A 13,512-nucleotide genomic window follows, 5' to 3' on the forward strand; every position below is an offset into this window, starting at 1 on the left:
GGCTATATTCAATTAGAAACAGTGATTCGTGAATATCCACCAACTCCCTCGTCTTTCCTTAATCTTTTTCGGTATTCAGAAGGTGTATGACCAAAATGCGTTTTAAACACGCCGATAAAATAACTCAACGTATTGAAGCCGACATCAAGCGAAATCTCTGTAATCTTCTTGTCGGTATCCTTCAGAAGCAAAGCCGCTCGCTGCGCCCGCACCTGGTTTAAGTATTCCAGTGGACTTTTCCCTGTAAACCCCTTGAAGTATCGACAAAAATACGACTCGCTAAAAGAAACGATCGCCGCGAGGTCCTCCAATCGAATCGGACTGCTATAGTTTACCTGCATATATTCAATAATCAGCTTTAATCGATCTATATGCGTAGGGTTCACTGAAGGCGGAAGTTCACGAAAAGCGGGACCTCCCAGCATAATTAGCTTTGAAATGACCAATTGCAGCAATGCTTTTGTAGAAAGCTCATATAAAGGCCTTTCATTTAAATTCAAATCGAACACTTGAAGCAACAACGCCAATAGCTCCTTTTCCTCTATTGAATGATTTCTGATGTGAGAAGGAGTGACAAATTTCTGTTGGATTAGCGGGTTAATATATTTCTCGCGAACAAGGTCAAACCGCTCGCCTCCCAATATAACCGAATGAAACACCACGGCGGTGAAGCAACATTCTTCGTTTGCGGATAATTGACCAGAATGAAGCTGACCGGAGTTGACGAAAATCGCTTCCCCGGCTTCCAATTCATAGTCATCCATAGAAACACGGAATACCGCCTTCCCCTTAGTAAGCATGAGAAATTCCAGCTCATCATGCCAATGCAGGTCAAGCAGTTCTTCCCCTGGCTGGCAGCAGATTTCATACACTCGGATTGGATAGAGCGGATCGCCGTGAATGCGGTCCTCTTTTAAATTGGCTTGCTGCATGACGGTAGTCCTCCCTTTAGAGAATTTCAAATCGTATGTCAAAATACTGATATTTTTTCGCAATATAACGAAAGGAATGGACATTTTAAATCAATATAATTATATTACAACACTTTGGAGGGATGATGGTAATGAAATTTTCTAACGGTTATTGGATGGTAAAAGAAGGATACACCGTCCTTAATCCTGTCGATGTCCGCGATGTACATCAAGAAGATAGCAGTCTGACCATATATGCTGCCGCACGGCAGATTCAGCGAAAAGGGGATACCTTAAATGGCGCGATGCTGACTTGTGAATTGAGCTCGCCCCTTCCCGATATCATTCGTGTACGCTGGACACATCATGCAGGCAAACGTTCGCAAGGACCTGCTTTTGAATTGTTCGAAAATCCCCAGACTCCGGTTTCTATCGATGACAGCAATGATCATGTGACCATGAAATCCGGCGAATTAAGCATAAAAGCCAGCAAACATAGTACCTGGGGAGCTGAATTCTTCTTCGAAGGCCGTCGTTTAACCGGTACCAACAGCAAAGGTGCGGGACATATTACTACAGCTGACAAAGAGGTTTATTTTCGCGAGCAGCTCGAGCTTGGCATTGGTGAGCATATTTACGGACTCGGAGAACGGTTTACGAATGTAGTGAAAAACGGGCAGTCGGTAGATATTTGGAACGAAGATGGCGGCACAAGCAGTGAACAAGCCTACAAAAATGTACCCTTTTACCTATCCAGTAAAGGATACGGCGTTTTCGTCAATCATCCCGAGCACGTTTCGTTCGAAGTCGGCTCTGAGGTTGTGTCCAAAGTCCAGTTCAGCGTACCAGGCGAAAGTGTGGAGTATTTCATAATTGGCGGGAAAACGTTAAAAGATGTTCTAAATAATTACACGAAGCTTACCGGTAAACCTGCTCTGCCGCCGGCATGGTCTTTTGGTTTGTGGTTAACAACGTCTTTCACAACGGATTATGATGAAGCTACCGTGAACAGTTTCATTGACGGCATGTTTGAACGAGACCTTCCGCTGCATGTGTTCCATTTTGATTGTTTCTGGATGAAGGAATATCAATGGACCAACTTTGAGTGGGATGCTGATATGTTCCCCGATCCGGTAGGTATGCTGGGACGGCTTAAGGACAAGGGACTGAAAATATGTGTCTGGATCAATTCGTACATTGGCCAGAAATCGCCGCTCTTTCAAGAAGGCATGGACAAGGGATATTTGGTCAAAACCTTGGATGACCACGTATGGCAGTGGGATCTTTGGCAAGCCGGCATGGGGCTTGTCGATTTCACCAATCCAGAAGCAACGGAATGGTACAAAGGTCATTTGAGACGGCTGATCGACATGGGCGTGGATTGCTTCAAAACGGATTTCGGCGAGCGCATCCCGACCGATGTGAAGTACCACGACGGTTCGGATCCATTGAAAATGCATAACTACTATACATTCCTATACAATAAGGCCGTATTTGAAGTGTTGGAAGAGAAACTCGGCAAGAACGAGGCCATGTTATTTGCCCGCTCCGCTACGGCCGGAGGGCAGCAATTCCCCGTACACTGGGGCGGCGACTGCTCTGCCAATTACGACTCCATGGCGGAGTCGCTTCGCGGAGGCCTTTCCCTTGGGTTATCCGGTTTCGGATTCTGGAGCCATGACATCAGCGGCTTTGAAAAGACGGCCCCGCCCGATATTTACAAGCGCTGGGTAGCCTTTGGCCTGTTGTCTTCTCACAGCCGTCTGCACGGCAATGAATCTTATCGTGTTCCATGGCTGTTTGATGAAGAAGCGGTCGATGTGCTCCGGCATTTTACCAAGCTAAAAAGCACGCTGATGCCCTATCTGTTTGCAAGTGCGATCCAATCCACAGAAATGGGGATCCCGATGATGCGCGCTATGGTGCTGGATTTCGCATCAGATCCGTCCACTCATCATCTGGATACGCAGTATATGCTCGGTGACAACCTGCTTGTTGCCCCAATCTTTAATGATCAAGGGACTGTAATGTATTATGTTCCCGAAGGACGATGGACCGATTTCTTCAGTGGACGAGTTGTTGAAGGGGGCAAATGGCAAGAAGAAACGCATGGCTATATGACGCTGCCCTTGCTGGTTAAACCTAATACGCTGCTCGCCATTGGAGCAAATGAGCAGAAGCCCGATTACGATTATGCGGACGGCGTATCTCTTCATTTGTTTGAATTGGAAGATGGAGCAGCCGCGGAAACGTCGATTTATGACACGCAAGCTAATTTGCAATTAACCGCAAAAGCAGTCCGAATGAATGAGCAGATCGACATCTCTGTTCAAGGCGGGACAAAACCTTTCACCATTGTACTTAGAGGCTTCAATCAGATCTCATCCGTAGAAGGCGCATCTTGGACAAGCTCAGCAATCGGCATCGTACTAACTCCCGAATCCGGCGTATCGAAGATAGCTGTGAGATTTTAATAGATAGGCCGATGGTAAAAGACTCCGTCGTCCTTTAGTGACGAGCGGTTTGTCAAGTCTGATGACGCGAAGTGTAATAAAACTTATACTTTCTGCCCTGAAAATGAAAAATTTTCATTCATCAGTGGTGCCGCAACGCGGCACGGAAGTCTTATATACGCACAAAAACAAAAAAGGAGGAGGCAGGTTATTCTTGCCTTCTCCTTTTTTTGTTTCCTGTCTGAATGCAGGGAAAATCTCATCGGTCTTTTAGTAAGCGGAACGTCGATTCGTTATTTTGGAAAATCTGCGCATGAAATCGAATAAGAGGAACGTGAGTGCGCTATTTCATCAAAAAAGAACGATTCAAAGGCAAAAACCGCGAAATAACGCATCCTCGTTCCTCTTCCTCATCATTTCAGGGGTTTTCCGTCCAAATAGGGCATCCACGTTCCCTCTCAGTTCAATTCTAGTTGCCAGTAGGGATTTTTTTATGCACCGTTCCATAACTATGGTATAATATAAAAGGAATTCACATTCCGTTTTAAAAAAGACATACGATTAGGGAGCTTGCAGATGCCACTAAAAGGTTCGGATTTATCAACGCCAAGCAATCGTAAAGATGCCAATCAAAATACACTTAAAGTTCTAACAGCTGCTTATACAGTTTTCGCTATAAAAGGCTATGATGCCACGATCGAAGAAATTGCCAATGAAGCAGGGGTTGGTGTAGGAACTGTCCATCGGCGATTTTCCAACAAAACAGTGCTAGCCGCTGCTGTAGTCACCGACATTTTCCAAAAAATTAAAGAGAAGCAATTGCAGGTTGTCAAAATGGACATGCCAGCAGATCAAAAAATCAGACTTTTATTTGAAGTTTTCTCAGATTCTCACTTACAATATGGAAAAATTCATAGTTTGGGGCTTCATTTGGCAACAACAGGCGAATTGGGCCATGAAATGAGGGCCTCTCTATTAACCGCTCTTGAGGGTAGTGTAATTGATATCATTCTGCAAGGCCAAGAAGAAGGAATCTTTAGAGAAGGCGATCCGAAATTGCTGGAATTGCTCATTATCAACATGATTAACCCCCATCTCATTCTAAAATTAAAAGAAAATGTTCCTGTGGAGAAGATCGCAGAAACGATTTCTGACATGATTCTATTAGGGCTTGTAAAGAAATAAGGACTTCCGCTAATAGGGGGAGGTCCTTTTGGGTTTTGTATTCATCATTTTTGGGGCAGCCTCTATCGTTCATTTGAATTCATTTCAATTACACAGAAACACCAGATAAACGCTCAGCAGCTTGTTCAGCTTCTTTGTAGGCATTTGCTAATATTTCATCTCGATTTAGGAATGCCGTTCCTTGAGCTCTAATAATTTGGTAATCTTCAAGTCCCATGAAATTAAAAATGGATTTAAGGTATTTATGAGAGTATTCTACCTCAGTGTACCAATCATTATTGGTATATACCCCGCCGCTTCCTTGGATGACAAGAATGCTGCGACCGTCTTTTAACAAGCCCTCGGAGCCGGTATCCGTATATTTAAAAGTTTCACGGGCTATAAGGATATTATCCATATAATCTTTGAGCTTAGAGGGAATGTTAAAGTTATGCAAAGGCATGACAATGACATATTTATGCGCACTTTTGAATTGCTTGAGGATGTCGGACATCCGGCTCGTAACCTCTTGCTCTTCGCTAGTTAACTGTTCTCCTCTCGCCAGCTTCTCCCATGCGCTTAAGACCGTACGATCAACTGCAGGAACATGATCATCATATAGATTAATTTGCTCAACGGTCTCCGTTTGATTTTGTCCCTTATACACCTTCAAGAAATGGTTTAAAACCTGCAGACTAAAAGATGATGTAGAATCTATTTTCGGATGAGCATTAATAACAAGCATTTTATTCATTAGTATCTCTCCTTTAAAGTTATTATTTGAATAAACCCACAGAAATAATTGCCAAAAGCCAGATAAGCGTTAGATTTCTATCGGTCATTATCTTTTTATAATGTAAGATTGCGGAAATCAGAAATATAACAATAATTATGATTATTATCATAAGAGTCCTAATCCTTATTTATATTCTTTACTAGATTAACATTGGTATACTCCACCATGAATGACAATTATATACAAAAGGAATATTCATTCCGGATTACACCTTCAATAATATCATACGTTATGGTTGACCGTCAATTAAAACGGAATGTGAATTCCGTATTCGGAAATCAACTATTGCTTTCATCAAAAAAGCATACGTAACAATGATTTTCTCACTGTTAAGTATGCTTCTTAGCTTATACCAGGCGAACGGGTAATCCCGATTTCGCTGATTTGAGTGCAGCAACAGTCACCTGTTGTGTCTTAAAGGCATCTTCATAATCCGAAAGAATATGGGCGGTATCCCCTGTTTTCAGCGCATGGATGAAGGCCTCATTTTCTACGAGATAGGGATTAACCAATCTTTTAATTTCAGAGGTCGCATGGGCTTCTATTAATTTCAATCGTTCCGTATCCCACTCCAGCATGCCCTCCTGCGTATAGCAGGTAATACCCACCTTTCCCAAACCATTTGGCAGCACGCATGTATTAGAAATATTAGCTATAGCGCCGCTGCGAAATTTCAAGGTGACCGTTCCCACATCAGCTGCCGTTACCCCGTCAAATTGCTTGTGCATCACCTGATTGCCATACAAAGCGTAGACTTCGTCTATCTCTCCAATACAGTAACGCAGAATATCGACCAGATGTGTGCTTTGTTCTATGAATTGTCCGCCTGATCTCTCTTGATCTCTCCACCATGCAACTTGAGGCATACTGCCCATCCAATTGCCTGTAATCATGCCGACATTTTGCTGACTCAACAATTGTTTCATCTGACTTACTGTATCTGTATAACGAAAATGATAGCCTACGGATGTAATCAAGGATTTCTTGCGCAATTCGGTTAAAATCTGACTGGGCTGCTCAACATTGACACCTAGCGGCTTTTCAACAAAAAAAGGAATGCCTCTTTCAATAAGCTGAATTTCAAACTCCCCGTGCGACATTGGCGGTACTAGAATATAAACGGCATCCAAGTGCTCGGCGTCCAACATCTCACTAACACTTTCATAACTGGAAGGAATGCTGAATGCTGAAGCGAACTCCTCCGCTTTTGCCTTACTCGTCCCGCATACCGCTTGGATCTGCACGCCTTCCATCTCGGATAAAATTTTGGCGTGCATCTTACTGAAACCGCCTGTACCGATAATGCCGATATGTAACATGATTACAAGCTCCTGTTCTTATAATATTTTTGCACAATCGTATAAGCCGTCTGCCGCGTCTGCCCAACCATTCGCTGCATCGAAAAGTTACCGGTTAGGCATCTGATCTTATTATACCATCTTACTTACATACAGGGTCAGTGTTCGTTGACGATTTGCGTGTTCATCTCTACTTTTATTCGATCCTGCTGACCGATCATCAGTAATATATCGTCATGTGTCCAGTTTCTTAAATCGGATGAAGAATTCTTCGAGTCAATGACTTTTTGAATTGAAAAAACCCCAAAGTCCCCCTTTAAGGGAATTTTGGGATTTCAATTTTTAATGCCCTTAGTACACCTTTTTCCACTCCGCAATGTTGGAAGCTTCAAATTTAAACGGATCTCCAAGCATGATTTGGGTACCGTCGCCATCCTTCACAATTTGTTTGTCGCCGAGTCTACCAGCTTTGAATTTCTCGCCTTCTTTACCTGTTAACGTTCCTTTCACTAACGCGTCAGCGGTATAGCCAGCTAAATATCCAACATCAATCGGATTCCAGAGGTACATCCATTTACTGACGCCGCCTTCAATGTACTGAGCCATCTCACTTGGAAGACCAAGTCCTGTCAGTTGTACTTTATCTTTCAGACCTTTGTCTGTAAGCACTTTACCAGCTGCAGCAATTCCAACTGTTGTAGGTGAAATAATACCTTTCAAGTTCGGGAATGATTTCAGCAAAGCCTCTGTCTCGGATACGCTTTTATCGCGAAGATCGTCACCATAGGCCACTTTAACAAGTTTAATCTCTTTGTATTTCGGGTCCTCAAGTTCCTTCTTCATCCACTCAATCCATAAATTTTGGTTGGTAGCTTGGGAAGTAGCACTCAGAATCGCGATCTCACCTTTACCGCCAATCATTTCGGAAATGGCTTGCACTTCTACGCGGCCAATACGCTCAGGGTCAGCTTGGTTAATGTGCACCAACCGGCTTTTCGAGTTAACAGCAGAATCAAGGGAAAGAACTTTAATCCCAGCAGTCATCGCTTTTTTCAAAGCAGGCTGGAGCGCATCTGGATCATTGCCGACAATGGCAATAGAAGCCACTTTCTGCGAGATAAGTTCCTCAATCATTTTGATTTGCGCTTCTGCCGTTGGTTGATCAGGCGCTTTTAGAATCGGCTCGCCGCCAAGCTCGGTAATCGCATTTTTGAAGCCTTCCATCTGTTTTTCGCCGTATGGATTTCCTGTATTTTTGAAAATAATAGCATATTTTTTCTTGCCCCCTGCTGAGCTGTCAGCTTGTTTGGCAGCATCTGTCTGTTTAGGAGCCGAAGTTGTTGATGCGCAAGCAGCCAAAAGAGATAACGAGAGCACCGCGGTTAGGCATGTTGCAAGTACTTTTTTCATAAGATTGAATCCTCCCTTTTTTTGTTTAATAACCTATCAGCAGCAGCCATTTATCGGAAATGCACGCCCCATAATACTATACCCGGGTATTCTATAGTAGTGGGTAGATGATGCCGCTACAAGCATCGAAGGTTATGAAATCTACAATACTTTTAGCGGCATCACCTTATATGTGCCTTCCGTCTTCGACTACTTCAACTGGTGTATAACCATCACGAAGTCTTACGAAGTTTCTTCTTGTTCCATTTCAATTTCGGTATAATCACCGCGAAAATAAGCAGCAGGCCCACAATAATGAGTAAGACTTGGGCTGGCACATTGACGAGACCTAATCCGTAACTAAGCATACCGACCAGGAAAACTGCGATGATGGCGCCAATCATTCTGCCCTTGCCTCCTGCGGTAGAAATTCCGCCAAGGACAACCATGGCAATCACATCCAGCTCGTAACCTGTTGCTACATTGGGCCGTGTGCTCCCCATCCGTGAGGTTAAGAAGATCGCGGTTACTGCAGCCATCAGTCCTGTTAGAGCAAAAACGATGACCTTGATCTTATCTACTTGAATCCCTGAAAAGCGTGAAGCAGTTATATTATTCCCCATCGCATATACCCTTCGGCCGAACGTTGTCTTATGTAAGAGTAAGGCGAAGACGACCGCGAAGACGATGAAAACAATCAGAATAAACGGAATACCCATCACATATTCCCATCCAAAGAAGCTGAACCAGTCCGGGAATTGCCCTTTGGCTTGATCTTCTAAGAGCATATAAGCGATTCCGCGATAAATAATCATGGTCGCCAGTGTAATAATGACCGACGATAGCTCTTTAAACTTGACGATAAGAAATCCGTTTACAAGCCCGCATACGGTTCCAACTACCAGACAGATGAGCATGGCAAGTCCCATTGGCACACCTTGACTGTACAGATCCGCCATTATGACAGATGATAAGGCAACTGTGGAGGCGACAGAGATATCAATCTCACCAAGAATCATGACCAGGACCATGGGAAGCACGATAAATGCTTTATCGAGAAAGCCCATCGTTGCATCTCTTAAACTATCGACATTCATATAATAGGGAGACAAGCTGGCATTCAGAATGTTGACCCCTATGAAAATAATGACTAACAGCCATTCCCATTGAAGGAAGAACGTTTTGTAATTAAAGTCTCTCTTCGCTTGAATCGTTCTAAGTTCCATAGGCTTAAATCTTCCTCCTCATGAGGTGGTTGCGATCGACGCCCCTCTTCACCAAGGCATTCACAAGCACAGCTATTAAAATAATCGTTCCTTGAATGGCCATCTGCCAGAAAGGAGATACATTAATAAGCGGAAGCGCGTTGTTCAATATTCCAAGTAAAATTGATCCTAAGATAATACCCGATATTTTGCCCGAACCGCCTGCAATGCTAACGCCTCCCAGTACACATGCAGCAATAACGCTTAACTCGTAACCAGAAGCTGTATCGCCTTGAGCGGATGCAAACTTGGAAACCCATAACACGCCAGCGAGTCCAGCTAAGCTCCCCATAATGGCATAGACCATCCATAGAATTTTATCGTTGTTGATACCGCTAATTTTGGCAGATTCCGGATTGCTTCCAACTGCATAAATTTGACGGCCTGTTCGTGTATGATTGATGAAGTAGTAAAAAACGATGTAAATGATAATTGCAATAAAAATAAGTGTGTTGATGCCGAAAATAGAACCTGTGGCTATCGCTTTGAAGCTGTCAGGCATTTGATGGGCACTCACCCATTTCCCGCCGCTAACGGTAAACGTAAGCCCACGGATTACGTTCATCATCCCAAGTGTAGCGATGATGGGCAGTACGCCGGTTCTCGAAATAAGGAAACCAATGATGACGCCGCTAATCAGACCAACGGATGTACCGAGCAGCATAACAATGAGCGGATGTAAGCCTGGGAAAGCGCTGACCGTCATGGATGAGATCATCCCAGATAGAGCGAGTGTAGCCCCTATCGAAAGGTCGATGCCCCTCGTAATAATAACCAACATCATACCTACGCTTAATATGCTTAGAATGGCAGTATTCGTAACTAAATCATTGATGTTCTCCAGCGTTAGAAAGCTGTTATTGTTCAATTGTACAATGATGGAAAGAACGATGATGAAAGTCAGCAGGCCGAGTTCACGGAATTTTGCGATGCTGGCGCCAAACGTTTTTCTTTCACCAGCTGGACTGAATGTTCTTTTCTCTATAACTTGGTTGCTCATGTCCTGATTTCCCTCCCCCTTGTTTACTGAAGCAGACACGAGACTTTTAAGCTAATTGATCACTCATCGAAGCTTCAAGAATGGCTTCCTGTGTGACCTGTGTTCGATCCAAACGCCCCGTTATTCTACCTTCTCGCATTACGATGATGCGATCACTCATCCCAATGACCTCAGGCATATCTGACGAAATCAAAATGATACCGTACCCTTGCGCAGCGAGATCGTTCATAATTTCATAGATCGCAAATTTGGCTCCCACGTCGACGCCTTTGGTCGGTTCATCCAGAATGAGAACGTCAAGTTCAGCCGTCAGAAGCTTGGCAAATACGACCTTTTGCTGGTTTCCTCCAGATAAGGAGCTCACCAAGTCATAAATACTTTGAGCTTTAACACTAACCTTTTCGGCTAATGACTTGGAAACTTCCGTTTCTCTGGCTTCGCTTAACCAACCACCGTTGGCATAATGCTCAATATTAGATAGCGTAATGTTTCGCCCAATATCCCAATCCAGCACTAATCCCTGCTTCTGCCTATCCTCCGGTAAATACCCAATGCCCAGCTTAATCGCATCTTGTGGATTACGGATGTTCGTTTGTGTTCCTTTCACATAAATGCTCCCTTGATCGGCTTGCTCGATACCAAAAAGGGTTTGGCACACTTCCGTACGGCCCGCTCCGACCAATCCAGTAAGTCCGAGGATTTCTCCTTTGTGCAATTGGAGCGAAATATCTTTGAAATATCCGGTTCGTCCAAGTCCTTCTACCCGAAATACTTCTTCTCCTATCTTCGCTTCCTTTTTGGGGTAGAGCTGTGTAATTTCCCGCCCAACCATAGCGACTATGAGCTTATCGGTTGAAATATCTTGCACGCCCCAGGTTCCGATATATCTAGCATCTCGGAATACCGTAACTTTACTCGCTAAACGGTACATGTCTTCAAATCGATGCGAGATGAAAATAATCGCAACGCCTCTGTCTCTTAGCCGCTCGGTAATGCGGTAGAGTTCCTCACTCTCCCGCTTCGTAAGTGCAGCTGTCGGTTCATCCATAATAATAATGCGAGCTTCCGTTGACAACGCTTTCGCAATTTCTACAATTTGCTGCTGCGCCACACTTAAAGTCCCCATTTGTGTACGTGGTTCAAAATTCGCTCCCAACGTATCGAGCAGTTTCTTCGCTTCAATGTGCATCTCATTCCACAAGATTCTTTTTGTTCGTTTATGTATCTTTTCATGACCCATGAAAATGTTTTCCGTCACACTAAGGTCTGGATAGCAGGTCACATGCTGATAAATGGCGGCAATACCGACTTTCTTGGCATCGTTCGGATTATTAAACACCACTTTGTTACCGTTTACATAAATGTCACCTTGATCCGGTTGATGAACACCTGTAATCACTTTAATAAAAGTTGACTTCCCTGCGCCATTCTCTCCCATAAGTGCATGAATTTCACCGGCTTGCAGTTGGAAATGCACAAGATCGAGAGCTTTGACGCCTGGAAAGGTTTTTGAAATCGCTCTCAATTCAAGAACAAATTCACTCATTATTATCCCCTACTCGCTTGGATATTCTCTTCTCTGATTAGAATATACCATAGAAATGAATGGTTGGCTATACTTTTTTGTTCCTTTGTTTATTTTTATGTTCGTTTGTGATCATTTCACACTTTAAGCCGCACAATGATTAAATTCTATGCGGCTCCTCTACTGGCAATCACGCTTACCTACAGGCTATTTTCCTCCTGAAGCAACATACAAAATTTTCTCCTGCGTCGCCTCTTCTCTCTGAAACACCTTACGTATTTCACCGTTATACATCACGGCAATACGATCAGACATCCCCATAATTTCCGATAAATCCGATGAAATCATAATAATGGAGGCACCTGAAAGCACAAGTTCATTCATCATGTTGTATATATCGATTTTGGAACCAATATCTATGCCCGCGGTAGGTTCCTCTATGATCATGATTTTCGCATTAGCAAACAACCATTTTGCGAAAATCACTTTCTTTTGTTTACCGCCACTCAAATTATTGACGTTTTCATCATCACTCGATTCAATGTCCAGTCTTCCGATCAGATCTTGCGCAAACCAGCGTTCCTTTTCGGTGTTCAAGAAGCCCAAGCTTGATATTCTCTCAAGATTAGTTAATGAAATATTATGACCGATTGGTGCGTTGCTTAATAAGCCTTCTTCTGTGTTAATTCCCGTCATATAGCAGAGCCCGTTCTTCTTTGCTGTGTGCGGTGTCATTGATGTGTAAGATTTGCCTTGTAGTATCATGCTGCCTTCGAAGGGTCCATTAATACCGAACAGCACTTTAGCAAGTGTCCGTCTTCCGGATCCGCTTAGCCCCGTTAATCCGATAATTTCCCCGCGTTTCACATCCAAATTGATGTTGCGAATACGGCCATAGTAAGACAAATTTTCCAAGCGCAGCACTTCTTTACCCAGCTTTACCTTGAGTTTGGGAAAACGATCTGCCAATTCTTTACCAACCATGACTTTAACAAGATCATTAAGCTCCATTTCATCGACACTGCACGTCTGAACAGACTCACCATCGCGAATTATCGTTACTTGATCAGCGATTTGAATTATTTCTTCAATACGGTGAGAGATGTAAATGATAGCGACACCCAGCTTTTTCAGATCGCGAATGACTTTAAACAATGTCTCTATTTCCTGCTCGGTTAACGCGGCCGTAGGCTCATCCATGATAATAATTTTGGCTTTATGGGATAGCGCCTTTATGATTTCAACGAATTTCTGTTGACCCGAGCTTAATGATTTCACAGGCGTTCGAGCATTTATGTTCAAGCCAAAATCATCTAAGTATTTACGCGTTTCACGATATGCCTTATCCCAATCAATTAAACGATTCCATTTCTTAATCGGTTCCCTGCGAATGAATACGTTTTCAGCAATATCGAGATCTTGAAATAAGCGAATCTCCTGGTAGATCATCGCGATACCCAGCTCCTGGGCTTCCTTCGGATTGGGGATCGAAACAAGCTCTCCCTCTATGTATATGCTTCCTTCGTCAGGCTGAAACAAGCCCGCCAATACTTTCATTAGTGTTGATTTACCGGCTCCATTCTCACCAATTAAGGCATGAACCTGACCCGCATCCGCGCTGAAATCGATTTGGTTCAACACCACATTGTCATTAAACCTCTTCGTAATGCCCTTCATTTGTAAGTAGTTTTCCACCTTATATGCCCCTTTA

The 13,512-nt window shown here is 43.5% G+C and carries 10 protein-coding genes; 2 read left to right on the top strand and 8 right to left on the bottom strand.

The genetic code is table 11. The features are described 5' to 3' along the window. Positions 1-8 precede the first annotated feature (8 nt). A complete protein-coding gene (locus ASG93_RS32865) occupies positions 9-932 on the bottom strand; it encodes an AraC family transcriptional regulator (protein WP_056839270.1) in 924 nt (307 codons plus the stop codon). A gap of 131 nt (positions 933-1,063) precedes the next feature. Here ASG93_RS32865 and yicI point away from each other — a divergent pair, with 131 nt between their 5' ends. After that, entirely contained in the window at positions 1,064-3,385 is a 2,322-nt protein-coding gene (gene yicI / locus ASG93_RS32870) for an alpha-xylosidase (protein ID WP_056839272.1), read from the top strand. Between the two features lie 555 nt (positions 3,386-3,940). Further along, positions 3,941-4,549: a TetR/AcrR family transcriptional regulator gene (locus ASG93_RS32875; RefSeq protein ID WP_056839274.1), complete on the top strand. Its 609-nt coding sequence runs from the start codon at positions 3,941-3,943 to the stop codon at positions 4,547-4,549. 88 nt (positions 4,550-4,637) lie between these two features. On the opposite strand, the gene ASG93_RS32880 is transcribed toward ASG93_RS32875, so the two are convergent. The 7 genes from ASG93_RS32880 to ASG93_RS32910 form a co-directional block, all read right to left on the bottom strand. Further along, on the bottom strand, positions 4,638-5,282 hold the full coding sequence (locus ASG93_RS32880) for an FMN-dependent NADH-azoreductase (protein WP_056839276.1): 645 nt from the start codon (positions 5,280-5,282) through the stop codon (positions 4,638-4,640). A 389-nt stretch (positions 5,283-5,671) separates the two neighbouring features. Then, positions 5,672-6,643: a Gfo/Idh/MocA family protein gene (locus ASG93_RS32885; protein WP_056839278.1), complete on the bottom strand. Its 972-nt coding sequence runs from the start codon at positions 6,641-6,643 to the stop codon at positions 5,672-5,674. A 330-nt stretch (positions 6,644-6,973) separates the two neighbouring features. Further along, positions 6,974-8,032, bottom strand: a complete 1,059-nt coding sequence (gene rhaS / locus ASG93_RS32890) for a rhamnose ABC transporter substrate-binding protein (protein WP_056839279.1) — start codon at positions 8,030-8,032, stop codon at positions 6,974-6,976. Positions 8,033-8,244: 212 nt separating this feature from the next. After that, positions 8,245-9,237: an ABC transporter permease gene (locus ASG93_RS32895; protein WP_056839282.1), complete on the bottom strand. Its 993-nt coding sequence runs from the start codon at positions 9,235-9,237 to the stop codon at positions 8,245-8,247. 4 nt (positions 9,238-9,241) lie between these two features. Next, the gene (locus tag ASG93_RS32900; protein WP_056839284.1) at positions 9,242-10,276 is read right to left on the bottom strand and encodes an ABC transporter permease; all 1,035 of its coding nucleotides are present in this window, start codon (positions 10,274-10,276) and stop codon (positions 9,242-9,244) included. Positions 10,277-10,322: 46 nt separating this feature from the next. Beyond that, positions 10,323-11,822, bottom strand: a complete 1,500-nt coding sequence (locus tag ASG93_RS32905; protein ID WP_056839286.1) for a sugar ABC transporter ATP-binding protein — start codon at positions 11,820-11,822, stop codon at positions 10,323-10,325. A 186-nt stretch (positions 11,823-12,008) separates the two neighbouring features. Continuing rightward, entirely contained in the window at positions 12,009-13,496 is a 1,488-nt protein-coding gene (locus ASG93_RS32910) for a sugar ABC transporter ATP-binding protein (RefSeq protein WP_156411125.1), read from the bottom strand. Positions 13,497-13,512: the final 16 nt, after the last annotated feature.

The organism is Paenibacillus sp. Soil787 (assembly GCF_001429545.1).
Lineage (GTDB): Bacteria > Bacillota > Bacilli > Paenibacillales > NBRC-103111 > Paenibacillus_E.